Genomic DNA, 26,128 nt, shown 5'->3' with positions numbered 1-26,128 from the left:
GCATCCTCGTTCGGTACCGGTGAACGCATCCCCCGACCATCCCTTGCCGACCACGGAGGGCGAAAGGGCGCAGAGGCGCACAGATGGGGTGTACCTCCCGGCTGGGTGTGACAGCAGCCCACTGATGCGCAGGATCATGGTTCAATGCCGTCCGTGATATCGCCCGTCATACCGTCCGTCATCCCTGGCAGATTCGAGTAGCGCATGGCCGAGCCCCTGGGCCCCGGAGATCCCCGGAGTGTTGGCCCGTATCAACTGGAAGGCCGGCTGGGTGCGGGCGGCATGGGGCAGGTGTATCTGGCCACTTCGCCGGGCGGTCGCAAGGTCGCGGTGAAGGTGATCCGGCCCGAGCTGGCCACGACCCGGGAGTTCCGGGCCCGTTTCGCCCGTGAGGTGGATGCCGCGCGGCAGGTCGGTGGCTTCCATACCGCGCAGGTCGTCGACGCCGACCCCGATGCCACTTCGCCCTGGCTGGTCACCGCGTACATCCCCGGCCCGACGCTGCAGCAGGTCGTCGCCGAGCGCGGGCCCCTCGCCCCCGATGCCGTGCTGCGTCTGGGCGCGGGATTGGCGGAGGGGCTCGCCGCCATCCACCGCTGCGGTCTCGTCCACCGCGACCTCAAGCCCGGCAACGTCATCCTCGCCGACGACGGACCCCGCATCATCGACTTCGGTATCGCGCACGACCAGGGCGCCGAGTCGATGACCCGCACCGGCGCGGTCATCGGCACCTACGCCTATATGTCGCCCGAGCAGATACGCGCCGACCGGGCCGGGCCCGCCAGCGACGTGTTCGCGTTCGGCTCGGTCCTGGCCTTCGCGGGCACCGGCAGCAGCCCCTTCGACGCGACGACCGTGCCGGCCATCGTGCACCGGGTCACCAGCGAACCTCCTCGCCTCGACGGCCTCTTCGGCGGCCTGCGCGACCTGGTCACCGCGTGCCTGGCCAAGGACCCCGCCGAACGCCCCTCCACCGCCGACGTCCTGACCCGGCTCTCGGTCACCGGCGCCGACTCCCCGCCCGCTGTCGCGTTCGGCGACCTGCCCACCGCGCCGGGCGCCGAACCCAGCGTCCCGCCTGTCGTCCCGCCCAGTGCCCCGCCCGTCGTCCCGCCTGCCGTCCCTGCCAAGGGGCTGCCCCGGCGCTCGCTGTTGTTCGGCGGGATAGCCGCCGCCACGACGGCGGCGGTCGCCGTCCCCGGGTACTTCCTCTGGCGGGGGTCCGGCACGGGGCAGGAACAGGAACAGGCACAGGACCCCGCCAAGCCCGTCACACATCTCAGCGGCCACACCTCCGAGATCGACTGTCTCGCCTTCGGCCCGGACGGCAAGACTCTGGCCAGCGGCAGTTACGACAACACGGTCCGGCTGTGGGACATCGCCACCGGCCGCACGATCACGACCTACCAGGGGCACACCGCCAACGTCATGTCCCTGGCCTACAGCCCGGACGGCAACACCCTGTACTCCGGCGGCTTCGACAAGACGCTGCGGCGCTGGGACCTGCGCACCGGCAGGCCGATGAGCGTCGCCGCCTCGTACGACGGCCAGAACGACTACGTCAGCTGCCTGGCGTTCAACCCGGACGGCACGACGCTCGCCGTGGGCGTCGCCGGGCGGGTCGAGCTCATGACGTCGTCCACCGGGCAGGTCTTCGCCACCCTCGGCGGACACGCAGGCAGCATGAACGGCATCGCGTTCAGCCCGGACGGCAAGACCGTGGCCACCGTGGCCTCCGAAGCCGCCGGCGGCAGGATCTGGCTCTGGGCCGCCGACACCGGCCGCCACCTCAAGACCCTCACCACCGAGGGGAAGGACCACTTCAACTCGGTGATGTTCAGCCCCGACGGCAGGACCGTGGCAGGCGCGGGCCCCGGCGTCCACCTGTGGGACCTGGCCACCGAGCGGCACACGGCGGCGCTCACCGACGCCCACCCGTACCTCAAGGCGGCGGCGTACCGACCGGGCGGAGCGATGATCGCGGGTGCCGGAGGCGTGCGCGAGCCCAACATCCGGGACAACACCGGCAAGACCGTCAGCCTCTGGGACCTGTCCACCGGGCGCGTCGCCACGACCCTGACCGGCACCATGCCCGAGTCCAGGATGGACACCTCGATCTCGGCGCTGTCCATCAGCCCGGACGGCAGGACTCTCGCGGCCGCCCTCAACCAGGTCGCCGCGACCGTCGAGTCCGCCGTCTCGATCCAGCTCTGGAAGCTTCCCTAGCACCCTAACCCCATCCAACGGACGGTATTCATGGACGCGTTGTGGCCCGACGATCCCCAGTGGGTCGGCCCCTATCGGCTGGACGGCCGGCTGGGCGCGGGCGGCATGGGGCAGGTCTATCTGGCCACTTCGCCGGGCGGTCGCAAGGTCGCGGTGAAGGTGATCCGGCCCGAGCTGGCCACGACCCGGGAGTTCCGGGCCCGTTTCGCCCGTGAGGTGGACGCCGCGCGGCAGGTCGGCGGCTTCCACACCGCGCAGGTCGTCGACGCCGACCCCGCCGCCACCTCGCCCTGGCTGGTCACCGCGTACATCCCCGGCCCGACGCTGCAGCAGGTCGTCGCCGAGCGCGGGCCCCTCGCCCCCGACGCCGTCCTCCGCCTCGGCGCGGGCCTGGCGGAGGGGCTCGCCGCCATCCACCGCTGCGGTCTCGTGCACCGCGACCTCAAGCCCGGCAACGTGATCCTCGCCGACGACGGGCCCCGCATCATCGACTTCGGCATCGCCCGTGCCGTGGACGCCAGTTCGCTCACCGCCACCGGCGCGGTCATCGGCACCTACGCGTACATGTCGCCCGAGCAGATACGCGCCGACCGGGCCGGGCCCGCCAGCGACGTGTTCGCGCTCGGCTCGGTCCTGGCCTTCGCCGCCACCGGACACAGCCCCTTCGACGCGCCCACCCTCCTGACGGTCGTCCAGCGGATCCTGGACGAGCCGCCCGCGCTCGACGGCCTCGACGGCGAGCTCCGGCGCCTCCTGACCTCCTGCCTCGCCAAGGACCCGGCCGACCGGCCCTCCGTCGCCGACCTCCCCGCCCGCTTCGCGGGAGCCCCCGCGAGCGGAGCGGCCCTCCCTCCGGCCCGGCCCGAGCAGACAGTGGTCCTCACCCCGGCACGGCACACACCGCCGCCCCGGCCCCCTGTTCAACAGACGCGGCCCGCGACGGTGCTCGATCCGGGGGCGGGGGCCGGAACGGGTCCGAATCCGTACGCCGCCACACAGGCCGGCCCCGCCCCGGCGACGCCCGCCGCGCCGATACCGCCCGCGCCGTCGCGCCCCGCGCCGATGCCGCCCGCCCCGGAACCGGCCACCACGCGACGGGTGTCACGGCGCGCGCTGATCTTCGGCGGCCTCGCGGTCGGCGCGGTCGGCGCGGCCGCGGCGGTCGGGGTCCCCCTCCTGCTGCTCCAGGACGACGGCAACTCCCTCGAAGGACCCGACGGCGCCGAGGGCCTCGCCTTCAGCCCGGACGGCAGGACGCTGGCCGCCTCCAGCCCGGACGGCACGATCTGGCGGTGGGACATGTCCACCCGGGACAGCACCGTCACGCACATCGACATCGCCAAGTACAGCCAGCCCAACGTGTTCAGCCGGGATCTCGGACTCCTGGCCAGGGCGGACGAGAACAAGATCCAGCTGTACGACGTGGCCACCGGCCGCGCCGGCGCCACCTTCACCGGGTCCACGTCGTACCAGCTCCAGGACGGCTACCTCGACTCCGTCGGCCTCAGCCCGGACGGCAGGACGCTGGCCGCGAGCAGCGCCAAGGGGCTGTACATATGGGACGTGCCCTCGGGCCGCACCCTCGCCGTCCACGAGGACTCGAAGAACGGGCCGACGGCGTTCGGCCCGGACGGCACCCTGCTGGCCGCCGGTGATCCCTTCCAGATCCGGCAGATGCCCGCCGACCAGGTCGTGGCCACCGTCGGCGGCGGCAAGAACAAGATCTCCAAGTACGCGGTGTTCAGCCCGGACGGCCAGGTCCTGGCCGCCGCGCAGACGGATTACACGGTGCGGCTGTGGAACGCCGCCACCCGCAAGGACATGGCTGTCCTGGACCGCCACAAGGCCGCGATCCAGGCGCTCGCGTTCCACCCCGGCAGCCGGTTGCTGGCCAGCGCCGACAGGGACGGGACCGCCTTCGTGTGGGACACGGCCTCGGGCTCGGCCACCGCCACCTTCACCGGCGGCGGCGCCGTCCAGCAACTGGCGTTCAGCCCGGACGGGAAGACCCTCGCGGCGGGACTCGAAAGCGGCACCGTCCGCCTCTGGTCCGTCCCTTGAGGACCGTCCGGCGGCGGTCAGCCGCGGGCCGCCGCCACCAGGGCCTGCGCCAACCGTAGATCCGGCCGGGCCTCCGGGTGCCACTGGACGCCCAGCGCGAACGCCGTACGGCCCTCGTACTCCAGCGCCTCCACCGTGCCGTCCTCCGCGTACGCCGACGCCACGAGGCCCTCGCCCAGCCGGTCCACGCCCTGGTGGTGGTGCGTCCCCACGTCGCACGGCTCGGGCAGCAGCAGGCCGAGCCGTGTCGACGGGACCGGCTTGACGAGGTGGTCGGTGAAGGCGCCCACGACCGGGTTGTGCTCCTCGTGGCCGGTCGTGTCCGGCAGGTGCTGCACCAGCGTGCCGCCCGCGTGCACGTTCATCAGCTGCATGCCCCGGCAGACGCCGAGCACGGGCAGCTCCTGCAGCAACGCCTCGGCGAGCAGGGCGAGTTCCCAGCGGTCGCGCTCCGGGACGGGGGCTCCCGCACGGGGGTGCGGCTCCTGCCCGTAGAGGGCCGGGTCGAGATCCTCGCCGCCCGCGAGGACCAGACCGTCCAGGCGGCGGACCACGGCCCGCGCCGTCGCCGGGTCGTCCGGCGGCAGCAGGACGGCCAGACCGCCCGCGCGCTGGACGTACTCCGTGTACGCGGCGGGGAGCAGGGCCGCCCGCATGTCCCACGCGGCGCCCCAGCGGGCCCGTGTGACGTAGGTGGTGATGCCGATCAACGGCCGTGCGTCCATGCGTGGTTGTCCTTTCAGGTCAGTCATGGGCGAGCTCCGCCTCCGCCGCGGCGAGCGCCGCGAACTCCTCCTCCGGCGCGCTCGCCACCAGCCGGTGCCTGCTGTAGAGGGCGAAGTACGCGGCGGCGACCGCGTAGACGCCCAGCGCGATCATCGCGGCCGCCGTGTCCACAAGGAACGTCGCCGCCAGGGCCGCGCACGCCAGCACGAAGGCCACGGCCGAGGTCACGACGCCGCCCGGCGTACGGTACGGGCGCGCCAGCCCCGGTTCGCGGCGGCGCAGCACGACGTGGGAGAGCGACATCAGCGCGTACGAGACCGTGGCGCCGAACACCGCGACGTTCAGCATCCGGGCGCCGTCGCCGGTGGCCGCGGCGAGGGCGAAGCCGAGCGCGCCCGGCACCAGCAGCCCCAGGTAGGGCGCCTTGCGACGGCTGGTGAGGGAGAGGAAGCGGGGGAGATAGCCGGCCCGGGAGAGCGCGAAGAGCTGGCGCGAACCGGCGTAGATGAGGGAGAAGAAGGAGGCCACCAGGCCCGCGAGCCCGGCATAGTTGACGATCCGGCCGAGCGCGGTCGCGTGCCCGTCGCCCTGCACCGCCGCGACCAGCGGGTTGCCCGCGTCCTTCAGGGCGTCGGCGCCGCCCGCCCCGGTGGCGGCGAGGAAGGTGCCCAGGGCGAGGAGGAGCAGGATGCCCATGGCGGTGGCCATGGCCTTCGGCAGCGAGCGCGCCGGGTCCTTGGTCTCCTCGGCGGCCAGCGGCACGCCCTCGACGCCGAGGAAGAACCACATGCCGAACGGGAACGACGCCCAGACGCCCAGCACCCCGAACGGCAGCCAGGACGAGGCCCCGAAGGCCCCATGGTCGGCGGGGATGTCGTGCAGCCGCCCCGCGTCGAAGCCCGTGAACGCGCCCACGGCGAACACCAGCAGCGCGGCCACCGCTGTCCCCGTCACCACGAAGCTGAACTTCAGCGCCTCGCCGACGCCCCACAGGTGGATGCCGATGAAGACGACGAAGCAGGCCAGGTAGACCGGCCACGACGAGGTGAGCCCGAAGAGGTGCAGCGATTCGACGTAGTCGCCGATGAAGACGGAGATCGCCGCGGGCGCCAGGACGTACTCGATGAGGGTGGCCGTGCCGGTGAGGAAGCCGCCCCAGGGCCCGAGCGCGCGGCGCGCGAAACCGTAGCCCCCGCCCGCGGTGGGCAGCACCGAGGCCAGCTCGGCGAGCGCGAAGACCATGCAGGTGTACATGAGGCCCATGAGGGCGGCGGCGAGGGCGAGCCCGCCGAAACCGCCGTGCGCCAGGCCGAAGTTCCAGCCGGAGTAGTCGCCGGAGACCACGTACGCCACGCCCAGGCCGGTCAGCAGCAGCGGACCGGCGCTGCCGCGGCGGAGGGTGCGCCGGTCCAGATAGCCGGACGGGCCGTCCGGGGGAGCGGCGGGCGTCGCGGGGGGTGCCTCCGTGCGATCGGACATGAGCCGCTCCTGCCCTCGGGGGGTACTCGGGGGTACTCGGGGGTAAAGGTTTCGCGCCATACCTTTGCCGTGGTGTGGCGCATATGGCAACCCCCTTGCGTAAAACCCTGGTTACCGACGTCCTCCTACGACAGGAAGCCCCGCAGCAGCGCCGCCGTGCCGCAGCAGTGCTCGCGCATCACCTCGCGCGCCCCCTCCGCGTCCCCCGCCAGCACGGCCTCGACCAGCGCGGTGTGCTGGAGCTGCGAGTGCTCCAGGTTGCGGACCAGCAGGGGGATGCGGTCCAGCAGTTCATTGACCGTGGCCCGCACGGCCGCGTACTGTGCGGCCAGCGTCGGCGACCCCGACAGCTCCGCCAGCGTCAGGTGGAACAGCGTGTCCCGGCGCCGGTATTCGGACAGGGGCGCGTCGTGCGTGGCGTCCAGCGCGGCCCGCAGCCGGGCCGCCTGCTCCTCGTCGAGGCCGTGCGCGGCGCACAGCCCGGCCGCGCCCACCTCCAGGACCTCGCGGAACCGCAGTGTGTCCTCGACGTCGACCTCCGCCCGGGCCCCGGCCGTCGCGGCGGGGCGGGCGCGCACGAACGTCCCGCCGTACCGCCCCCGCCTGCTCTCCACCAGCCCCTGGTCCTGCAGCACCTTCAGCACCTCGCGCAGCGTCACCCGGCTGATCCGCAGCCGCTCCGCCAACTCGCGCTCGGAGGGCAGCCGTTCCCCCTCCGGGACCAGCCCCAGGCGGACGATCTGGAGTATCTGCTCCAGCGCCTCCTCGAAACCGCTGCCCGAGCGGACCGGCCGCAGCACCGGCGCCAGCCGGTCCGCCGGACCCCCGTCCATCGAGTCCATCGAGCCCCCTTCCCAACCAATGGTCTACAGGCCTACCTTAAGACCTCCCGGCAGCACCGACAGGAGGCAACACCGTGGCAGACCGCACGCCCCCGCTCGCCGTCGAGGAGCTGCGCAGGCTCGTGGACACCGGGGAGATCGACACCGTCGTCCTCGCCTTCACCGATATGCAGGGAAGGCTCCAGGGCAAGCGGTTCGCCGCCCGGTACTTCCTGGACCAGGTCCTCGACCACGGCACCGAGGGCTGCAACTACCTCCTCGCCGTGGACGTCGAGCTCAACACCGTGCCCGGCTACGCCATGTCCTCCTGGGAGCGCGGCTACGGCGACTTCGCCATGCACGCCGACCCCGTCACCCTGCGCCGCGCCCCCTGGAACCCCGGCACCGCCCTCGTCACCGCCGACCTCGCCTGGCACGACGGCTCGCCCGTCCTCGCCTCCCCGCGCCAGATCCTGCGCCGCCAGCTCGACCGGCTCGCCGAGCGCGGCTGGACCGCCCACGCGGGCACCGAGCTGGAGTTCATGGTCTTCAAGGACACCTACGAGGACGCGTGGAGCCACGGCTACCGCGGCATGACCCCCGCCAACCAGTACAACGGCGACTACTCCGTCCTCGGCACCGGCCGCGTCGAACCCCTGCTGCGCCGCATCCGCAAGGAGATGGGCGAGGCGGGCATGTCCGTCGAGTCCGCCAAGGGCGAGTGCAATCTCGGCCAGCACGAGATCGTCTTCGTCTACGACGAGGCGCTCACCACCTGCGACCAGCACTCCGTCTACAAGACCGGCGCCAAGGAGATCGCCGCCCAGGAGGGCATGGCGCTCACCTTCATGGCCAAGTACGACGAGCGCGAGGGTAATTCCTGCCACATCCACCTCTCGCTGCGCGACGAGGCCGGAACACCCGTGCTCGCCGCCGCCGACGGACCGTACGGCATGTCGACGACGATGCGGCACTTCCTCGCCGGACAGCTCGCCGCCCTGCGGGACTTCACCCTCCTCTACGCGCCGAACATCAACTCCTACAAGCGGTTCCGCCCCGGCTCCTTCGCCCCCACCGCCGTCGCCTGGGGCCCCGACAACCGCACCTGCGCCCTGCGCGTCGTCGGCCACGGACCCTCCCACCGCCTGGAGAACCGCCTCCCCGGCGGCGACGTGAACCCCTATCTCGCCGTCGCGGGCATGGTCGCCGCCGGCCTGTACGGCATCGAGCACGAACTCGAACTGCCCGAGCCCTGTACGGGCAACGCCTACGCCGCGGACGCGGAACACGTCCCCACCTCGCTGCGCGAGGCCGCCCGGCTGTGGGAGAAGAGCCCGATAGCGCGGGCCGCGTTCGGCGACGAGGTCGTGGAGCACTACCTCCACATGGCCCGCGTCGAACAGGAGGCGTACGACACGGCCGTCACGGACTGGGAACGCTTCCGTTCCTTCGAGCGCATGTAAGGACCCCACGTTGCACGAGATCGTCAACCCCGCGACCGAAGAGGTCGTCGCCACCGTTCCCGCGTCGACGCCCCAGGACGTGGACGCGGCCGTCCGGCGCGCCACCGAGGCCCAGCGCCGCTGGGCCGGGTCCGCCCCCGGCGACCGCGCCCGCCACCTGCGCCGCTTCGCCGCCGCCGTCGACTCCCACCTGGAGGAACTGGCCCGGCTGGAGGTCACCGAGGCCGGCCACCCCATCGGCAACGCCCGCTGGGAAGCGGGCAACGCCCGCGACCTGCTCGACTACGCCGCCTCCGGCGTCGAACGCCTCACCGGCAGCCAGATCCCCGTCGTCGGGGGGCTGAACGTCACCTTCCACGAACCGCTCGGCGTCGTCGCCGTCATCGCCCCGTGGAACTTCCCGATGCCCATCGCCGCCTGGGGCGTCGCCCCCGCCCTCGCCGCGGGCAACGCCGTCCTCCTCAAACCCGCCGAGACCACCCCGCTCACCGCGCTGCGGCTCGCCGGACTCGCCCTGGAGGCAGGGCTCCCCGAAGGGCTCTTCCAGGTCCTCCCCGGCGACGGGCCCGTCGCGGGCAACGCCCTCGTCGAACACCCCGGCGTCGCCAAGGTCGTCTTCACCGGCTCCACCGCCGTCGGCAAACAGATCATGGCCAAGTGCGCCGCGGGCGTGAAGCGCGTGACCCTCGAACTCGGCGGCAAGAGCCCCAACATCGTCTTCGCCGACGCCGACGTCGAACAGGCCGCCGCGGCCGCCCCCGGCTCCTTCCTCGACAACACCGGCCAGGACTGCTGCGCCCGCAGCCGCATCCTCGTCCAGCGGAGCGTGTACGACCGCTTCATGGCGCATCTGGAGCCCGCCGTACGCGCCTTCACCGTGGGCGACCCGGCGGACCCCGCCACCCGGATGGGCCCGCTGATCTCCGCCGCCCACCGGGAACGCGTCCGCGGCTACGTGCGCGAGGACGCCCCGGCCGCCATCCGCGGCGAGGCACCCACCGGCAAGGGCTTCTGGTACCCCGCCACCGTCCTGGAGGCCGCGCCGGACGCCCGCACGGCCACGGAGGAGATCTTCGGACCCGTCACCGTCGTCATCCCCTTCGAGGACGAGGCCGACGCCGTACGGCTCGCCAACGCCACCGACTACGGCCTGTCCGGGTCGATCTGGACCCGCGACGTCGGCCGGGCGCTCCGCGTGTCCCGCGCCGTCGCCGCGGGCAACCTCTCCGTCAACTCCCACAGCAGCGTGCGCTATTGGACGCCGTTCGGGGGCTTCAAACAGTCCGGCCTGGGCCGCGAACTCGGCCCCGGCGCGCTCGCCGCGTTCACCGAGACCAAGAACGTGTTCATCAGCACCGAGGAGACCAAGTGACCGACCAGAACCCCGTCTGCCGCCGCCTCGTCGGCCGCACCGCCGTGATCACCGGAGCCGGCAGCGGCATCGGCCTGGCGACCGCCCGGCGGCTCGCCTCCGAAGGTGCGAACGTCGTCTGCGCGGACATCTCCGAGAGCGCGGGCAAGGCCGCCGCCGAGGAGGTCGGCGGGCTCTTCGTCCAGGTCGACGTCACCGACCCCGAACAGGTCGAGGCCCTCTTCAGGACCGCCCACGACACCTACGGCTCGGTCGACATCGCCTTCAACAACGCCGGCATCTCCCCGCCCGACGACGACTCCATCCTCACCACCGGGCTCGACGCCTGGAAGCGCGTCCAGGAGGTCAACCTCACCTCCGTCTACCTCTGCTGCAAGGCCGCCCTGCCCTATATGCGGGAGCAGCGCCGGGGCTCCATCATCAACACCGCCTCCTTCGTCGCCGTGATGGGCGCCGCCACCTCCCAGATCAGCTACACCGCCTCCAAGGGCGGCGTCCTCGCGATGTCCCGCGAACTGGGCGTGCAGTTCGCCCGCGAGGGCATCCGTGTCAACGCCCTCTGCCCGGGGCCGGTGAACACCCCGCTGCTCAAGGAGCTGTTCGCCAAGGACCCCGAACGCGCCGCCCGCCGCCTGGTCCACGTCCCCGTCGGCCGCTTCGCCGAGCCCGAGGAGATCGCCGCCGCCGTCGCCTTCCTCGCCAGCGACGACTCCTCCTTCGTCAACGCCGCCGAGTTCCTGGTGGACGGTGGCATCGCGGGCGCCTATGTAACTCCTGTGTAAACCATGTGTAAGGTCCATGATCAAACGCCGGGGCCGGCCACCTGCCGGCCCCGGCGTACGTCCTGCCCCTCACGCACGTAAGAGAACGCATGCGCAAGAAGCCCGCCATCGTCGTCGGCCTCCTGGCCGCCGCGGCCCTCGTCTCCTCGGTGCCCGCCCAGGCCGCTCCCGCCCACGTGGCCCGCACCGCCGCCAAGTGCCCCCAGCTCGACAAGAAGCTCACGTGGTTCGGCGACAACCGCGCCAAGCTCCAGAAGATGATCGACGAGCGGGGCACCTGCTCCGGCAAGGGCGGCCCCCGCCCCGTCGCCGCCTTCGACTGGGACAACACCGTCGTCAAGAACGACATCACCGACGCCACCCTCGCCTGGGCCCTCAACCACGACAAGATCCTCCGGCCCAAGAGCTGGCGGGACACCAGCGCCTGGCTGACCCCGGCCGCCGACCGCGCCCTCACCGAGGCGTGCGGCACCGCCGTGCCCGCCGGCCGCCCGCTGCCCACCTCGAAGAACACCGCCTGCGCCGACGAGATCTTCGAGATCCGCGAGAAGTCGCAGACCATGAGCGGCGAGGCCGCCTTCGCGGGCGAGTGGAACCACCGCCGCACCGTGCCCGGCTACGCCTGGATACCCCAGCTCTTCGCCGGCCGCACCCCCGCCACCCTCACCGCGTACGCGAAGCAGGCACGCACCGAACAGCTCGCCGCGCCCATCGGCCGCAAGCAGACCGTCGGCACCCACACCCTGGCCGGGTACATCCGCTACTACGACCAGCAGAAGGACCTGATCCGCACCCTCAAGGCCGCGGGCTTCGACGTCTACATCGTCTCCGCCTCCTCCGAGCCCATCGCCGAGGCCTGGTCCAGCGGCGTCGGCCTCGACCGCGAGCACACCATCGGCATCCGCAACGTCCTCGACCGCCACGGCCGTCTCACCACCGGCATCAAGGGCTGCGGCGGCGTCCCCGACGGCCCCGGCGGGGCCCTGCCGTACATGGACGGCAAGCGCTGCATGATCAACCAGGAGATCTTCAGGATCAAGGGCGCCAAGGCCTGGGACCGGCAGGATTGGTCGCACCGCATCGCCCTCGGTGCCGGTGACGCCGACACCGATGTGACGTTCGTGAACGACGCGACCGGCGCGCACGTCGCGATCAACCGCAACAAGTCCGAGCTGATGTGCCGCGCCTTCGACGACGCGGACGGCCGCTGGGTCGCCAACCCGATGTTCATCGACCCGATGCCGCGGAAGTCGGGCACGTACCCCTGCGCGACGACCGGTGCCACTCTGCCCGACGGCAGCCATGGCCCGGTCCGTCGGGCAGACGGGTCGGTCATTCCGGATCAGGCCGACGTGGCGTAAGGGGGCTGCACCGCGCCCCGTAAGGGGCGCGGGGAACTGCGCGACAAGCCCCCACCGGCCCGCACCCGTCGCGCAGCCTTCAGCAGCGTTCAAAGGAAGGCGTGGCCTTCCCCGCGATACGTGGGCACCGTCCCCGTCACGCGATCGCCGTCGATCAGGTGCAGTGCGGTGAACCGCTCGCACAGTTCGCCGGCCTTCGCGTGCCGGAACCACACCTTGTCGCCCACCAGCAGATCGTCGGCGGGCTGCCCGACCAGCGGCGTCTGCACCTCGCCCGCGCCCTCCCGCGCGTCGAGCCGCAGCCCCGCCGGGAGGTACGGCACCGGCAGCCGGTCCCGGCCCGCCGCCCCCGACGCCGGATAGCCGCCACCCGCCACCGTCACCACCCCGACCCCCGGCCGCCGCACCACCGGCAGCGCGAACAGCGCCGCCGGGCGGCCCCGGAACGAGGAATAGTGGTCGAACAGCCGCGGCACGAACAGCCCCGACCCGGCCGCCACCTCCGTCACCACCGCCTCCGCCGCCGTGGACTGCACGCTGCCCGTGCCGCCGCCGTTGACGAACTCCAGCTCCGCCACCGCCCGTACGGCCCGCACCGCCTCCGCCCGGCGCGCCGCGAGCTCCTCGCGGGCCACCGACTGCATCAGCCGGATCACCCGCGACCGCACGGGCCGCCCCGCCACCGCGTCACCGACCCCCGCCACATGCGCCTCGTACGCCATCAGCCCCACCAGCCGGAAGCCGGGGCGGCGGTCGATCGCCCGCGCCACCTCCGCCAGCCGCGCCGGATCGCCCAGCGGCGACCGCAGCGCCCCGAACCGCACCCGGCCGCCCAGCAGCCGCAGCGACGTGTCCAACTCCAGGCAGACCCGCACCTCTTCGGAACGGCGCCCTCCGGCGCGCGCGGCGTCGATCAGCGCGAGCTGGGCCGGATCGTCCACCATCACCGTGACCGCGGCCGCCAGCTTCGGATCCGCCGTCAGCTCGGCGAACCCCGCCCGGTCGGCCGACGGATACGCCAGCAGGACGTCCGGGACGCCCGAACGCGCCAGCCACAGCGACTCGGCGAGCGAGAAGCTCATCACCCCCGAGAACCCGTCCCGCGCCAGCACCCGCTCCAACAGCGCCCGGCAGCGCACCGACTTGCTCGCCACCCGCACCGGCTTGCCGCCCGCGCGCCGCACCAGATCCCCGGCATTGGCGTCGAACGCCCGGAGGTCGACCACCGCCAAGGGCGCGTCGAGCGAGGCGGTGGCCCGGTCGTAACGGGCCCGGTCGGTCGGCGAACCGGCGGCACGAGGCGGCATGCGGGCAGCTTGCCAGAGGGAGTTCACGCTGAACAGAGCCCGCCCCGTAGAGTGACTGCACGCCACGCGGAGGGGAGCGCAGGGTTGAACACGGAGACGCCCTCCGGGCCGGGAGCCGGAATCGAACCTGCCGGAAGCCGTCCCACCGTCGCCGCCCGCGGCGGGGGCGTGCCACGCATTTCAGCCCGTCCGGCGTTCGAGGACAGCGCGCGAAGCGTGCTTCGGGGGTCTGGGGGCTTGCCCCCAGTTCCGGGAAGGGACGGGGCAGGGGAAAAAGCCCGCCGCAGGCGCCACGCGCTCGCCGCGACATGCCTCGTCCTCGGCATCGGCCTCATCGGCGGCGCCGCAGCCGGAAGTTGGCTCACGGCACCGCGGCAGCAGACCCCGGCCGAGCGCGCCTTCGCCCGCGGCCGTACCCTCTGGCGGACCGTACCGGTGGACGACCTGTTCCCCCGTACGCTGCACGGCGACACCGCCGGCCCCGGGGGAGCGGCCCGCGACTGGACCCGGATCGGCGTCGCGCCCGACGGCGACTGCGCGGGCGCCTTCGACCCCCTGCTCGCCACGGCGCTCGCCCCGGCCGGCTGCGAGCGCCTGCTCCGGGCCACCTACACCGACGCCACCTCCACCAGCGTCACCACGGTCGGCATCCTCGCCACCGCCACCGACGCCGCCGGGATGCGCGCCCTGCGCGGCCGCTTCGCCGGCGAACGGCTCGACGAACGCGCCGATCTGCTGCCCCGCCCCTACGCCCCGGAGGGCACCGTCGCCGCGGGCTTCGGCGATGCGCAGCGCGCCAGTTGGCGCATCGGCGTCCTCACCGACCTGCCCGCCGTCGTGTACTCCGTGACCGGCTTCGCCGACGCCCGTACGGGCATACCGCCGCAGCCCGCGGCGCGGGCGATCGGCCGCGCCGCGGTCACCGCACCCGCCCAGGCCGGGCTCGGGCACGACGCGATCGCCCTGGCCGATCTCGTGGAACAGGGCCTCCGCCGGGCGCTGCGCGAGGCCGCAGGGAAGAAGCAGCAGCCATGATGCGAACATCCCGCCGTGCCGGGAGCGGCATCCGCGTCACCGCGGCGGTCGCCGTCGCCGTCGCCTGCTCCGTGCTGCCTGCGGAGACCGCCCGCGCGGACACGATAAGAGCGCAGGAGTGGGCGCTCGACGCGCTCCGCACCGAGGACGCGTGGCGTACCACCAAGGGCGCGGGCGTGACCGTCGCCGTGCTGGACACCGGCGTCGACGACCGGCACCCCGACCTCCGGGGGCAGGTGCTGCCCGGGAAGGACCTCGTCGGTTTCGGGGCCGGTCCGGGCGACCGGGTCTGGGCGCGGCACGGCACCGCGATGGCCGGGATCATCGCCGGGCGCGGACACGGCGAGGACGGCTCCGACGGCGTGCTCGGCGTCGCGCCCGAGGCACGGATCCTGCCCGTCCGCGTGATCCTGGAGGACGGCGACCCGGCCCGCGGCAGGGCGCGGGGCGCGCGCGGCAGCGCCCTCGCCGAGGGCATCCGGTGGGCCGCCGACCACGGCGCCGACGTGATCAACCTGTCGCTCGGCGACGACAGCGCCACCGCGCACCCCGAGCCGCGCGAGGACGCCGCGGTGCAGTACGCGCTGGGCAAGGGCGCCGTCGTCGTCGCCTCCGCGGGCAACGGCGGCGAGCAGGGCGACCATGTCTCGTACCCCGCCGCGTACCCGGGCGTCATCGCCGTCACGGCCGTCGACCGCTACGGCCGTCGTGCGCCGTTCTCCACCCGCCGCTGGTACGCGGCCGTCAGCGCGCCCGGCGTCGACGTGGTGATCGCGGACCCCGACCGGCGGTACTACGAGGGGTGGGGGACGAGCGCCGCGTCCGCCTTCGTGTCGGGCGCGGTGGCGCTCGTGCGCGCCGCGCATCCCGGGCTGAGCCCGGCGGAGGTCCGCGAACTGATCGTGGACACGGCGCGGGACACGCCGCCGGGTGGACGGTCGGACGCGCTCGGGAGGGGAGTGGTGGATCCGGCGGCGGCGATCGCGCGGGGCTGGTCCGTACGGTCCGCGCGGGCCGTACGGGACTATCCGAGCCCGTACTTCGGTCCGGGCCCCACGGACGCGGCTCCGCCGCGGGCCCCGGCGGTGAGCACCCCGGCCCTGATGGCGGGCGCCGCCGGAGTCCTTTTCCTGGCAGCGGCCTTCACGGTGTGGCGGCGCCGCTGACTCCCGTCCCGAACCCGGGGCTGCGCCCCGGACCCGCAACACGGCTTCGCCGCGTTGTCCTCAATCGCCGGACGGGCTGGATTTGCGGACCGTGGCGCTTTGACCTGCGGCCCGCAGTGTACGGACTACGGTCCGCGAAATCAGCCTGTCCGGCGATTGAGGACGCGGCCGCAGGCCGCCCCCGCCGCAGGCGGTGAACGGCCCGCAGCCGGTATCCGGGAGCCGCCCGTCCGGCGCGAGGACGCAGGCGGCGAACCGGCCCGCAGCCAGGGCCCGGGGGAGGCAACGGCGCCGCACCACGCAGCGGATAGGGTCAGGCCGTGGCTCTCAAGAACATTCCCGATCCCGGGTTCGCCGATGACAACGGTGCGGCCGACCCCGAACTGACGGCAGCGCTCGCCGCCTGGTCCGCCGACCCCGCCGGGGGCGATAGCCGCGTGCTCGCCGCGCTCCGGGGCGCCCGTCTGCTCGTCCCCGTGGTCGCCGTGCTGGGCGAGGTGGAGACCGGGCCGGACGGCCTGAAGCGCGAGAAGACCAGCGACATGGCCGTGCCGACGCTGCAGGCGCCGGACGGCCGCAAGGCGCTGCCCGCGTTCACGTCGACCGAGAGCCTGGCCCGGTGGCGCGCGGACGCGCGGCCCGTGGCCGTACCGCTGCACCAGGCGCTGCAGGCGGCCGCGCACGAGAAGGCGGACACGGTCGTCCTCGACATGGCGGGCCCGGTGCCGTACCAGCTGACCGGCCCCGCGCTGCTCGCGCTCGCGGAGGGCCGGCGGAGCGCCGACCCGCTGGCGGACCCGTCCGTCACGGACGCGCTGCGGGCGGTCCTGGCGGCGGAGCCCGGCGTGCTGCGCGCCCACCTGGCGCCGTCCGGGGACGCGGACGGCACGCTGGCGCTGGAGCCCGCCCCGGGCACGGCGCCCGGCGAGGTCGCCCAGCGGATCGCCGGGGCGCTGGCCGCCGACGAGGTGCTGCGGGCCCGGCTCGTCCGCGGCCTGGACCTGGCGCTGCTGCCGCCGGGCCTCGACGTCCCGGGGGAACCCCTCTTCACCCGCTGATCGCCCAACAGGCGACTTGTCCTGGATCGTCCGACAATGCGAAGACAGTCGACGATGCTCAGGAGGACGCCATGGACGCCGTCAAGCTGGGGTCGCTGAGTCTCGATCCCGTGCAGACGAGAACCGTCGCAGCCGAATTCCTCGGCACCGCGCTGCTGGTCTTCTTCGCCGTCGGCTCGGCGGTGCTCGCGGCCGACTACATCGGCGTGCTCGGCATCGCGCTGGCCTTCGGGTTCACCCTGCTGGCCCTCGCGTACGCGCTGGGGCCGGTCTCGGGCTGTCACGTCAACCCGGCGGTGACGCTCGGGCTGCTGGTGGAGGGCCGCATCACGCTCCGCACGGCCATCGAGTACTGGATCGCCCAGGTGCTCGGCGGCATCGTGGGCGCGGCGGTGCTGTTCCTGCTGGCCAAGCAGGTGCCGGGGCTCAAGACGCACGGCGCCTTCGGCAGCAACGGCTTCGGGAACCGCTCGGCGGTGCACATCGGCACCGGCGGCGCGTTCCTCGCGGAGGTCGTCCTGACCTTCCTGCTGGTCTTCGTCTATCTGGCGGTGACCCACAAGATCGCGGTGGTCGGCTTCGACGGGCTGCCCATCGGCCTGGCACTCGCCGTGATCCACCTGATCGGCATCCCGCTGACCGGCACGTCCGTGAACCCGGCCCGCAGCATCGGCCCGGCGCTCTTCGCGGGCGGGGGCGCGCTGTCCCAGCTGTGGCTGTTCATCGTCGCCCCGCTGATCGGCGGCGCGCTGGCGGCCGTCGCGCACCAGGTGACCCACCCGCGCCAGGGGCCCGCGAACCTCGCGGACGAGCTCTCGAAGGCCCCGAAGCCCGACACCGGCCCGAAGTCCGGTATGGCCCCGAAGTCCGGCGCCGGGCCGGAGCCCGGCGCCTGACGGCGGCCGGAGAGATGACGGCCGGAGAGATGACGGCTCAGCCGAAGACCGGCCCGGTGAACTTCTCGCCCGGACCCTTGCCCGGCTCGTCCGGGACGACGGACGCCTCGCGGAAGGCCAGCTGGAGCGACTTCAGGCCGTCGCGCAGCGGAGCCGCGTGGAAGTTGCTGATCTCGGTGGCGCCCGCGGTGACCAGGCCGGCGAGCGCGGTGATCAGCTTGCGGGCCTCGTCCAGGTCCTTGTGCGCCTCGCCGTCCTCGGCCAGGCCGAGGTTGACCGCCGCCGAGCTCATCAGGTGCACCGCGACCGTGGTGATCACCTCGACCGCGGGCACGTCCGCGATGTCACGGGTCATGGTGTCGAAGTCCGGCGCCTGCTCGGCGGCGGGGGCGGACTCGGGGGTGGCGTCGCTCATCGTTGCTCTTCCGCTTCTGTGGGGACTCCCGCCGCGCGCGGGCGGCGGAACAGTGCCCCAGCCTATGACCCCCGTGCGCACGGGTGGGGACCGGGCCGGGTCGCTGGTATGCTGGACCCCGACCGGTCGGTCACTAGCGTGCCCGGCCCACAAGTGGAGGCTCCGTTCTCCCACCTGGCCGGCCCGAGGGTCGGCAGGTCTCCGGTCAGGCGGTGCCCATCGTTCCGTACGGACGATGGAGCTGCCCGATAGATGCGCCCCGCGGCTCGCCGTGGCGGTGTTCCGGTTTCATGGAGCCCCGCCTGTGTCCCGTCCGGGGCGTTTTTCATGTACCGGCGCGGTTGGTCTTACGAACAGACGTTACGTGGCTGTCCGCCAGGCGGCCGCGTGGTGCTACCGAGGAGGATCCATCAGCGCCGAGCCCCGCATCAACGACCGGATTCGCGTCCCTGAGGTGCGACTTGTCGGTCCCAGTGGCGAGCAGGTCGGCATTGTGCCGCTTGCCAAGGCCCTGGAGCTTGCCCAGGAGTACGACCTCGACCTCGTCGAGGTGGCGGCCAACGCCCGTCCTCCGGTCTGCAAGCTCATGGACTACGGGAAGTTCAAGTACGAGTCGGCCATGAAGGCCCGTGAGGCGCGCAAGAACCAGGCGCACACGGTCATCAAGGAGATGAAGCTCCGGCCGAAGATCGACCCGCACGACTATGACACCAAGAAGGGTCACGTCGTCCGGTTCCTCAAGCAGGGCGACAAGGTCAAGATCACGATCATGTTCCGTGGTCGCGAGCAGTCCCGGCCGGAGCTCGGCTACCGACTGCTGCAGCGGCTCGCGGAAGACGTCCAGGACCTCGGTTTCGTCGAGTCGAACCCGAAGCAGGACGGCCGCAACATGATCATGGTCCTCGGTCCGCACAAGAAGAAGACCGAGGCGATGGCCGAAGCCCGCGAGGCGCAGGCCGCTCGCAAGGCGGAGCGCCAGGGTGCTCCCGCCGAGCAGGAGCAGTCCGCCGAGGAGCCCGCAGAGGCGTGATCCAGGGGCTTCCGGGCCCCACGGATCGCCCCCGGGGCCCAGCCCCGGGACAGCAATCGAACAAGCTGACGTTCCCGTCCGCCCGCTTCCGGTGCGGAGGGGGCGCCACCGACGAGGAGATACGGCGCGATGCCGAAGAACAAGACGCACTCCGGTGCCAGCAAGCGCTTCAAGATCACTGGCTCCGGCAAGGTCATGCGCGAGCGCGCCGGCAAGCGCCACCTGCTCGAGCACAAGTCGTCCAAGCTGACGCGTCGCCTCACCGGCAACGCCGAGATGGCCCCGGGCGACGCCAAGAAGATCAAGAAGCTTCTCGGCAAGTGACGCTCCGCACCCCGTGACCACGGGGTGCGCGTCGGACCGGGACCCAATCGAATTCGGGCCGTGTGAGAACACCGCGGCCCCGCTACAAGGAGTTAACAAGTGGCACGCGTCAAGCGCGCAGTCAACGCGCACAAGAAGCGTCGGGCGATCCTCGAGGCGGCCAGCGGTTACCGCGGCCAGCGCTCGCGTCTGTACCGCAAGGCCAAGGAGCAGGTCACCCACTCCCTGGTCTACAACTACAACGACCGCAAGAAGCGCAAGGGCGACTTCCGTCAGCTGTGGATCCAGCGCATCAACGCCGCTGCCCGCCAGAACGGCATGACGTACAACCGCCTCATCCAGGGTCTGAAGGCCGCCAACATCGAGGTGGACCGCAAGATCCTGGCCGAGCTCGCGGTCAACGACATGAACGCGTTCGCCGCGCTCGTCGAGGTGGCCCAGAAGGCGCTGCCGGCCGACGTCAACGCCCCCAAGGCTGCCGCCTGATTCGGCGCCGCAAGGCAAACGACCGGACCCGCAGGCCACTGGCCTGCGGGTCCGCTCGCGTCCGGCCCCACGCACCCGGCCGGTCCGTACCACCCAGCAACCGAAAGTGAGCCCATGGCGGCCCCCGAGCTGACGTCCCTGCGATCGCCCCGTGTCATCGCGGCCCGCCGTCTTGCCAAGCGCAGCTTCCGCGGCAAGGAACGCCGCTTCCTGGCGGAGGGCCCGCAGTCCGTCCGCGAGGCCGTCGAGCACCTCGTCGAGGTGTACGTCACCCCGGACGCCGCCGAACGCCACACCGACATCGTGACCGCCGCCCTGGCCGCCGGAGTGCCCGTGCTGACCGCGACGGACGAGGTCATCGCCGCGATGTCCGAGACCGTCACCCCGCAGGGCATCGTCGGCCTGTGCCGCTTCCTGGACCGGCCCTTCGAGGAGATCCTGGCGGGCCGCCCCAAGCTGGTGGCCGTCCTCGCCCACGTGCGCGACCCCGGGAACGCCGGTACGGTCCTGCGCTGCGCGGACGCCGCGGGCGCGGACGCCGTGGTGCTGACCGACGCCTCGGTCGACCTCTACAACCCCAAGTCCGTACGGGCCTCCGTCGGCTCCCTCTTCCACCTGCCGGTCGCCGTGGGCGTCCCCGTCGAGCAGGCGGTGCGCGGCCTGCAGGACGCCGGTGTCCGCATCCTGGCCGCCGACGGCGCCGGGGACCGGGACCTGGACTCGGAGCTGGACCGGGGCACCATGGGCGGGCCCACCGCCTGGGTCTTCGGCAACGAGGCCTGGGGCCTGCCGGAGGAGACCCGGGCGCTCGCCGACGCCGTCGTGCGGGTGCCGATCCACGGAAAGGCCGAGAGCCTGAACCTCGCGACGGCCGCCGCGGTGTGCCTCTACGCCTCCGCCCGTGCGCAGCGCGCACCCGGAGGGTGCCGCTCCGTGACCTTCAGCTAGTAGGGTTGCCCCCCGGGGGTTCGGGAGGGGGTGCGGGTGATGAGGGTCAGGACTTCCGGAAGTGTGGCCGACGCGGGTCCGGCCGAGGTGCGTGGATCCCAGGGAACCGGGGGTGCCCGTGACATGCCCGCGCATGGCCCGGCCGACCCCGGGCTCGATCCGGACGACCTCCCCGACGGCCTGGTGGTCGCCGACGAGAACGGCCGCGTGACCTGCTTCAACGCCGCCGCCGCGCGGATCACGGCGACCGCGCCGCGGGAGGCGCTGGGCCGCCCGCTGGAGACCGCCCTGCCCCTGGAGGACCTGGAGGGCCGCCGCTGGTGGCCCCTCACCGACCCCTACGGCGGGCTCGCCACCCGGAACGGGCAGCCCGAGCGCAATCTGCTGCTGCCGGGCGGCCGCGAGGTGCTGGTCTCCGCCCGCTACGTACGGGACCGCCCGACCGGCCCCGTCCGCCGCCTCGTCGTCCAGCTGCGCGGCACCGACGCCCGCCGCCGCACCGAGCGCAGCCACGCCGAGCTGATCGCCACCGTCGCCCACGAGCTGCGGTCGCCGCTGACGTCCGTCAAAGGCTTCACCGCGACGCTGCTCGCCAAGTGGGAGCGGTTCACCGACGACCAGAAGCGGCTGATGCTGGAGACCGTCGACGCCGACGCCGACCGCGTCACCCGGCTCATCGCCGAGCTGCTCGACATCTCCCGGATCGACTCCGGACGGCTGGAGGTGCGCCGCCAGCCCGTCGACCTCGTCGCCGCCGTCCAGCGGCACGTGCAGGCGCACACCACGGCCGGACAGCCGCCCGACCGCTTCCTGATCAAGGTCGTCGAGCCGCTGCCGCAGCTCTGGGCCGATCCCGACAAGATCGACCAGGTGCTGGGCAACCTCCTGGAAAACGCGGTGCGCCACGGCGAGGGGACCGTCACCATAGAGGTGTCACCGGCGCCGGCCAAGGCCCGGGCGGAGGGGACGGCGGTCACCGTGAGCGATGAGGGGCCCGGCATTCCGGAGGAGTCGATGGGCCGCGTCTTCACCCGCTTCTGGCGGGGCAGCAAGCGCGGCGGCACCGGCCTGGGGCTCTATATCGTCAAGGGCATCGTCGAGGCCCACGGCGGCACGATCACGGTGGACAGGGGCCCCCGCGGCGGCGCCAGGTTCCGGTTCACGCTGCCCGTGTGCGCGCCCGCCTTCCTCTCCCAGGGCTGACGGCGCGGCCCGCGGGCCCACCCCACCACACGCGCCCTTTAGACTCGACCTTTGGCACCTTTGGCACGACCTTGGCACCAACACAGTCGGGCAAAGCCGCGCAGCGAAGGCGATGCCTGGGGGCACCTCCCAGCGGTAGCTGGGGGACAATCGGAAGCACGGGAAGAGATGTCCGCACCCAATAAGTCGTACGACCCTGTCGAGGTCGAGGCACTGAAACCGGAAGAGATCGAGCGCATGCGGGACGAGGCGCTCGCCGCCTTCGCCGCCGCCGGCGGCCTCGACGCCCTCCACGAGGCGAAGATCGCCCACACCGGCCCCACCTCGCCGCTGTCCCTCGCCAACCGCGAGATCGGCGCCCTGCCCCCGCAGGCCAAGGCCGAGGCCGGCAAGCGCGTGGGCATGGCCCGCGGTGCCGTCAGCAAGGCCCTCGCCGTCCGCCAGACGGAGCTGGAGGCGGAGCGCGACGCCCGGGTGCTGGTCGAGGAGGCGGTGGACGTCACGCTGCCGTACGACCGCGTACCCGCGGGCGCCCGGCACCCGCTGACCACCCTCTCCGAGCGCATCGAGGACGTCTTCGTCGCGATGGGCTACGAGGTCGCCGAGGGCCCCGAGGTCGAGGCGGAGTGGTTCAACTTCGACGCCCTGAACTTCGAGCCGGACCACCCGGCCCGCGCCATGCAGGACACCTTCTTCGTCCGGCACGCCGTCGAGGGCCAGGACGGCACCGAGTCCGGCGTCGTGCTGCGCACCCACACCTCCCCGGTGCAGGTCCGCACGATGCTCGACCGCGAGCCGCCCATCTACGTGATCTGCCCGGGGCGCGTCTACCGCACCGACGAGCTGGACGCGACCCACACCCCGGTCTTCCACCAGGTCGAGCTGCTCGCCATCGACGAGGGCCTGACCATGGCGGACCTCAAGGGCACCCTGGACCACATGGTCCGGGCGCTCTTCGGGGCGGGCATGTCCACCCGGCTGCGCCCGAACTACTTCCCGTTCACCGAGCCGTCCGCCGAGATGGACATGCAGTGCTACGTGTGCCGCGGCGAGTCGGTGGGCAACCCCGACCGCCCCTGCCGCACCTGCTCCAGCGAGGGCTGGATCGAGCTGGGCGGCTGCGGCATGGTCAACCCCCGGGTGCTGGTCGCCGCGGGCATCGACCCGGAGAAGTACAGCGGATTCGCCTTCGGGTTCGGCATCGAACGGATGCTGATGTTCCGCCACAACGTCGAAGACATGCGAGACATGGTCGAGGGTGACACGCGCTTCACCCGGCCGTTCGGGATGGAGATCTGATGCGGGTCCCGCTTTCTTGGCTGCGGGAGTACGTCGACCTGCCGGCCGGTACCACCGGCCGCGACGTCCAGGCCAAACTCGTCTCCGCCGGCCTCGAGGTCGAGCGCGTCGAGCAGCTCGGCACGGGCCTGACGGGCCCCCTGGTCGTCGGCCAGGTCCTCACGATCGAGGAGCTGGAGGGCTTCCGGAAGCCCATCCGCTTCTGCACGGTCGACGTCGGCACCGCCAACGGCACCGGTGAGCCGCAGGAGATCGTCTGCGGCGCCCGCAACTTCTCGGTCGGCGACAAGGTCGTCGTCGTGCTGCCCGGCGCCGTGCTGCCCGGTGACTTCGCGATCGCCGCCCGCAAGACGTACGGCCGGACGTCGCACGGCATGATCTGCTCCGGCGAGGAGCTGGGCATGGGCGACGACGGCACGCACGGCATCATCGTGCTGCCGCAGGAGTACGAGCCCGGCACCGACGCCATCGAGCTGCTGGAGCTCGTCGACGAGGTCCTCGACATCGCTGTCACCCCCGACCGGGGCTACTGCCTGTCGATGCGCGGCGTCGCCCGCGAGGCCGCCACCGCGTACGGCCTGCCGCTGCGCGACCCGGCCCTGCTGGACGTGCCCGCGCCCAACAGCTACGGCTACCCCGTCCAGGTCGCCGACCCGGCCGGCTGCGACCGCTTCACCGCGCGCACCGTCACCGGTCTCGACCCCGAGGCGCGCTCCCCGATCTGGCTGCAGCGCCGCCTCCAGAAAGCCGGCATGCGCACGGTCTCGCTCGCCGTCGACGTCACCAACTACGTGATGCTCGAACTCGGCCAGCCGCTGCACGCCTACGACCGGTCCCGCGTCGACGGGCCGATCGGCGTGCGCCGCGCCGAGGCCGGTGAGAAGCTCACCACCCTCGACGGCGTCAAGCGCGTGCTGGACCCCGAGGACCTGGTCATCACCGACAACCGCGGCCCCATCGGCCTCGCGGGTGTCATGGGCGGCGCCGACACCGAGATCGCCGACCACGGGGCGGACCAGGGCTCCACCGAGATCGTCGTCGAGGCCGCGCACTTCGACGCCGTCTCCATCGCCCGCACCGCGCGCCGGCACAAGCTGTCCTCCGAGGCGTCCAAGCGCTTCGAGCGCGGCGTCGACCCCGCCGCTGCCTCCGCGGCGGCCCAGCGCACCGTCGACCTGATGGTGCTGCTGGCGGGCGGCACCGCCGAGGCCGGGGTCACCGAGATCGTCGCCCCCAGCGGGCCGCGCACGATCGCGATGAGCGCCGCCCACCCGGACCGCGTCGCCGGTGTCGAGTACGGCCGGGAGACCGTCGTCCGCCGCCTCCAGGAGGTCGGCTGCGACGTCTACGGGCAGGACGAGCTCATCGTCACCGTGCCGTCCTGGCGCCCCGACCTCACCGACCCCAACGACCTCGCCGAAGAGGTCGTCCGGCTGGAGGGCTACGAGAACCTGCCCTCCACCCTGCCGCAGCCGCCCGCGGGCCGCGGCCTGACCGAGCGGCAGCGCCTGCACCGCCGCGTCGGCCGCGCGCTGGCCGGCTCCGGCTACGTCGAGGCCCCCAGCTACCCCTTCCTCGGGGACGCCGCCCTCGACCAGCTCGGTCTGGAGGCCGACGACCCGCGCCGCATCGTGGTGCGCCTGGTCAACCCGCTCTCCGACACCGAGCCCGCGCTGCGCACCACCCTGCTGCCGGGGCTCTTCGCCGCCCTGCGCCGCAACGACGGCCGCGGTGAGCACGACCTCGCGCTGTTCGAGACCGGCCTGGTCTTCCGGCCGACCGGTGCCGAGCGCGCCGCGGTCCGGCTGCCCGTCGACCGCCGCCCGACCGACGAGGAGATCGCCGGCCTCAACGCCGCACTGCCCCGGCAGCCGCGGCACGCCGCCGTCGTCCTCGCCGGAGCCCGCGAGCAGGCCGGCTGGTGGGGCAAGGGCCGCCCGTCGACCTGGGCGGACGCCATCGAGGCCGGCCGCGCGGTCGCCCGCGAGGCCGGTGTCGAGCTGATCGTCCGCCAGGACCAGACGGCGCCGTACCACCCGGGCCGCTGCGCCGCGCTGCTCGCCCTGGTCGACGGCGAGGAGGTGCTCGTCGGCAGCGCCGGTGAGCTGCACCCGCGCGTCACCAAGGCGTTCGGCCTGCCGGAGCGCACCTGTGCCATGGAGATCGAGCTCGACCTCCTGGAGCGGGCGGGCGCCGGTGCCCTGGAGGCCCCGCACGTGTCCTCCTTCCCGGTGGCCACCCAGGACGTCGCCCTGGTCGTCGACTCCCCGGTCGCCGCCGCCGACGTCGAGGCCGCGCTGCGCGCGGGCGCGGGTGAACTCCTGGAGTCGCTGCGCCTGTTCGACGTCTTCACCGGCGAGCAGCTCGGCGAGGGCAAGAAGTCCCTCGCCTACGCGCTGCGCTTCCGCGCCGCCGACCGCACCCTGACCGCCGACGAGGCGACCGCCGCGCGCGACGCGGCCGTCGCCGCGGCCGTCGAGCGCACGGGCGCGGTGCTGCGCGGGGCCTGACGCACCCGCCGCCGCGCGGGGCGTGACCCCGCGCGGCAGCCGAACAGTTGAGGGGCGCACCCAGATCATGGGTGCGCCCCTCATACATGCCATCGTCACCGAGTGTCCGAATATCACTCAATAGGGTGGAATCGGGCCCATGGCCTGAATACAGCGCTTG

General features: G+C 73.0%; 22 protein-coding genes. 17 read left to right on the top strand and 5 right to left on the bottom strand.

The genetic code is table 11. The features are described from left to right. The first annotated feature begins 204 nt into the window (after positions 1-204). Entirely contained in the window at positions 205-2,226 is a 2,022-nt protein-coding gene (locus ACWD4A_RS18780; protein WP_451195159.1) for a WD40 repeat domain-containing serine/threonine protein kinase, read from the top strand. Positions 2,227-2,256: 30 nt separating this feature from the next. Continuing rightward, positions 2,257-4,287 (top strand): WD40 repeat domain-containing serine/threonine protein kinase, encoded by a 2,031-nt coding sequence (locus ACWD4A_RS18775; protein ID WP_451195157.1) that lies wholly within the window; start codon positions 2,257-2,259, stop codon positions 4,285-4,287. A gap of 17 nt (positions 4,288-4,304) precedes the next feature. Here ACWD4A_RS18775 and ACWD4A_RS18770 read toward each other — a convergent pair whose 3' ends face one another. From ACWD4A_RS18770 to ACWD4A_RS18760, 3 genes are all read right to left on the bottom strand, one after another. Further along, on the bottom strand, positions 4,305-5,039 hold the full coding sequence (locus tag ACWD4A_RS18770) for a gamma-glutamyl-gamma-aminobutyrate hydrolase family protein (protein WP_451195155.1): 735 nt from the start codon (positions 5,037-5,039) through the stop codon (positions 4,305-4,307). Continuing rightward, a complete protein-coding gene (gene eat / locus ACWD4A_RS18765; protein ID WP_451195153.1) occupies positions 5,032-6,492 on the bottom strand; it encodes an ethanolamine permease in 1,461 nt (486 codons plus the stop codon). The genes ACWD4A_RS18770 and eat overlap by 8 nt, the downstream gene beginning before the upstream one ends. Positions 6,493-6,617: 125 nt before the next feature. Beyond that, positions 6,618-7,334 carry a FadR/GntR family transcriptional regulator gene (locus ACWD4A_RS18760; RefSeq protein ID WP_451195151.1) on the bottom strand — a complete coding sequence of 239 codons (717 nt, stop codon included), beginning with the start codon at positions 7,332-7,334 and terminating at the stop codon, positions 6,618-6,620. Between the two features lie 74 nt (positions 7,335-7,408). On the opposite strand from ACWD4A_RS18760, the gene ACWD4A_RS18755 reads away from it, so the two are divergent. The 4 genes from ACWD4A_RS18755 to ACWD4A_RS18740 all read left to right on the top strand — a co-directional run bounded on the left by ACWD4A_RS18755 (position 7,409) and on the right by ACWD4A_RS18740 (position 12,291). Then, positions 7,409-8,776: a glutamine synthetase family protein gene (locus ACWD4A_RS18755; RefSeq protein ID WP_451195150.1), complete on the top strand. Its 1,368-nt coding sequence runs from the start codon at positions 7,409-7,411 to the stop codon at positions 8,774-8,776. A 10-nt stretch (positions 8,777-8,786) separates the two neighbouring features. Then, positions 8,787-10,148 carry an aldehyde dehydrogenase family protein gene (locus ACWD4A_RS18750; RefSeq protein ID WP_451195148.1) on the top strand — a complete coding sequence of 454 codons (1,362 nt, stop codon included), beginning with the start codon at positions 8,787-8,789 and terminating at the stop codon, positions 10,146-10,148. Beyond that, entirely contained in the window at positions 10,145-10,930 is a 786-nt protein-coding gene (locus ACWD4A_RS18745) for a 3-oxoacyl-ACP reductase (protein WP_451195146.1), read from the top strand. The genes ACWD4A_RS18750 and ACWD4A_RS18745 overlap by 4 nt, the downstream gene beginning before the upstream one ends. A gap of 89 nt (positions 10,931-11,019) precedes the next feature. Beyond that, positions 11,020-12,291 carry a haloacid dehalogenase-like hydrolase gene (locus ACWD4A_RS18740; protein WP_451195144.1) on the top strand — a complete coding sequence of 424 codons (1,272 nt, stop codon included), beginning with the start codon at positions 11,020-11,022 and terminating at the stop codon, positions 12,289-12,291. 89 nt (positions 12,292-12,380) lie between these two features. Here ACWD4A_RS18740 and ACWD4A_RS18735 read toward each other — a convergent pair whose 3' ends face one another. After that, complete coding sequence (locus ACWD4A_RS18735) at positions 12,381-13,598, bottom strand: alanine racemase (protein WP_451195142.1); 1,218 nt, start codon at positions 13,596-13,598, stop codon at positions 12,381-12,383. A 237-nt stretch (positions 13,599-13,835) separates the two neighbouring features. On the opposite strand from ACWD4A_RS18735, the gene ACWD4A_RS18730 reads away from it, so the two are divergent. From ACWD4A_RS18730 to ACWD4A_RS18715, 4 genes are all read left to right on the top strand, one after another. Continuing rightward, the gene (locus tag ACWD4A_RS18730) at positions 13,836-14,633 is read left to right on the top strand and encodes a hypothetical protein (RefSeq protein ID WP_451195140.1); all 798 of its coding nucleotides are present in this window, start codon (positions 13,836-13,838) and stop codon (positions 14,631-14,633) included. Further along, positions 14,630-15,799, top strand: a complete 1,170-nt coding sequence (gene mycP, locus ACWD4A_RS18725) for a type VII secretion-associated serine protease mycosin (protein WP_451195138.1) — start codon at positions 14,630-14,632, stop codon at positions 15,797-15,799. The genes ACWD4A_RS18730 and mycP overlap by 4 nt, the downstream gene beginning before the upstream one ends. A 320-nt stretch (positions 15,800-16,119) precedes the next feature. Beyond that, positions 16,120-16,857, top strand: coding sequence for an SseB family protein (locus ACWD4A_RS18720; RefSeq protein WP_451195137.1), 738 nt, complete (start codon positions 16,120-16,122; stop codon positions 16,855-16,857). A gap of 110 nt (positions 16,858-16,967) precedes the next feature. Then, positions 16,968-17,753 (top strand): MIP family channel protein, encoded by a 786-nt coding sequence (locus ACWD4A_RS18715; protein ID WP_451195216.1) that lies wholly within the window; start codon positions 16,968-16,970, stop codon positions 17,751-17,753. 37 nt (positions 17,754-17,790) lie between these two features. Here ACWD4A_RS18715 and ACWD4A_RS18710 read toward each other — a convergent pair whose 3' ends face one another. After that, entirely contained in the window at positions 17,791-18,168 is a 378-nt protein-coding gene (locus ACWD4A_RS18710; protein ID WP_451195135.1) for a DUF1844 domain-containing protein, read from the bottom strand. Positions 18,169-18,532: 364 nt separating this feature from the next. Between ACWD4A_RS18710 and infC the strand changes: the two genes are divergently transcribed. From infC to pheT, 7 genes are all read left to right on the top strand, one after another. After that, positions 18,533-19,198, top strand: coding sequence for a translation initiation factor IF-3 (gene infC / locus ACWD4A_RS18705; protein ID WP_451195134.1), 666 nt, complete (start codon positions 18,533-18,535; stop codon positions 19,196-19,198). Between the two features lie 129 nt (positions 19,199-19,327). Continuing rightward, positions 19,328-19,522, top strand: coding sequence for a 50S ribosomal protein L35 (rpmI, locus tag ACWD4A_RS18700; protein ID WP_071964711.1), 195 nt, complete (start codon positions 19,328-19,330; stop codon positions 19,520-19,522). 99 nt (positions 19,523-19,621) lie between these two features. Further along, positions 19,622-20,008 (top strand): 50S ribosomal protein L20, encoded by a 387-nt coding sequence (rplT, locus tag ACWD4A_RS18695; protein WP_071964710.1) that lies wholly within the window; start codon positions 19,622-19,624, stop codon positions 20,006-20,008. 114 nt (positions 20,009-20,122) lie between these two features. After that, positions 20,123-20,956 carry a TrmH family RNA methyltransferase gene (locus ACWD4A_RS18690; protein ID WP_451195132.1) on the top strand — a complete coding sequence of 278 codons (834 nt, stop codon included), beginning with the start codon at positions 20,123-20,125 and terminating at the stop codon, positions 20,954-20,956. Positions 20,957-21,079: 123 nt separating this feature from the next. Next, positions 21,080-22,159 (top strand): ATP-binding protein, encoded by a 1,080-nt coding sequence (locus ACWD4A_RS18685; protein WP_451195130.1) that lies wholly within the window; start codon positions 21,080-21,082, stop codon positions 22,157-22,159. 168 nt (positions 22,160-22,327) lie between these two features. Beyond that, a complete protein-coding gene (gene pheS, locus ACWD4A_RS18680; RefSeq protein ID WP_451195128.1) occupies positions 22,328-23,458 on the top strand; it encodes a phenylalanine--tRNA ligase subunit alpha in 1,131 nt (376 codons plus the stop codon). Further along, on the top strand, positions 23,458-25,968 hold the full coding sequence (gene pheT / locus ACWD4A_RS18675) for a phenylalanine--tRNA ligase subunit beta (RefSeq protein WP_451195126.1): 2,511 nt from the start codon (positions 23,458-23,460) through the stop codon (positions 25,966-25,968). Before pheS ends, pheT begins: the two co-directional genes overlap by 1 nt. Positions 25,969-26,128 lie beyond the last annotated feature (160 nt).

This window comes from Streptomyces sp. NPDC002537 (assembly GCF_053594975.1).
Note: the sequence above shows the minus strand (reverse complement) of the source record. Positions and strands in the feature narration are given on the sequence as shown.

Bases quoted from the DNA above. Each gene is read 5' to 3' on its own strand.
- ACWD4A_RS18780 (WP_451195159.1), top strand. From the start codon at position 205: ATGGCCGAGCCCCTGGGCCCCGGAGATCCCCGGAGTGTTGGCCCGTAT.
- ACWD4A_RS18775 (WP_451195157.1), top strand. From the start codon at position 2,257: ATGGACGCGTTGTGGCCCGACGATCCCCAGTGGGTCGGCCCCTATCGG.
- ACWD4A_RS18770 (WP_451195155.1), bottom strand. From the start codon at position 5,039: ATGACTGACCTGAAAGGACAACCACGCATGGACGCACGGCCGTTGATC.
- eat (WP_451195153.1), bottom strand. From the start codon at position 6,492: ATGTCCGATCGCACGGAGGCACCCCCCGCGACGCCCGCCGCTCCCCCG.
- ACWD4A_RS18760 (WP_451195151.1), bottom strand. From the start codon at position 7,334: ATGGACTCGATGGACGGGGGTCCGGCGGACCGGCTGGCGCCGGTGCTG.
- ACWD4A_RS18740 (WP_451195144.1), top strand. From the start codon at position 11,020: ATGCGCAAGAAGCCCGCCATCGTCGTCGGCCTCCTGGCCGCCGCGGCC.
- ACWD4A_RS18735 (WP_451195142.1), bottom strand. From the start codon at position 13,598: ATGCCGCCTCGTGCCGCCGGTTCGCCGACCGACCGGGCCCGTTACGAC.
- mycP (WP_451195138.1), top strand. From the start codon at position 14,630: ATGATGCGAACATCCCGCCGTGCCGGGAGCGGCATCCGCGTCACCGCG.
- ACWD4A_RS18710 (WP_451195135.1), bottom strand. From the start codon at position 18,168: ATGAGCGACGCCACCCCCGAGTCCGCCCCCGCCGCCGAGCAGGCGCCG.
- rpmI (WP_071964711.1), top strand. From the start codon at position 19,328: ATGCCGAAGAACAAGACGCACTCCGGTGCCAGCAAGCGCTTCAAGATC.
- ACWD4A_RS18690 (WP_451195132.1), top strand. From the start codon at position 20,123: ATGGCGGCCCCCGAGCTGACGTCCCTGCGATCGCCCCGTGTCATCGCG.
- ACWD4A_RS18685 (WP_451195130.1), top strand. From the start codon at position 21,080: ATGCCCGCGCATGGCCCGGCCGACCCCGGGCTCGATCCGGACGACCTC.
- pheS (WP_451195128.1), top strand. From the start codon at position 22,328: ATGTCCGCACCCAATAAGTCGTACGACCCTGTCGAGGTCGAGGCACTG.
- pheT (WP_451195126.1), top strand. From the start codon at position 23,458: ATGCGGGTCCCGCTTTCTTGGCTGCGGGAGTACGTCGACCTGCCGGCC.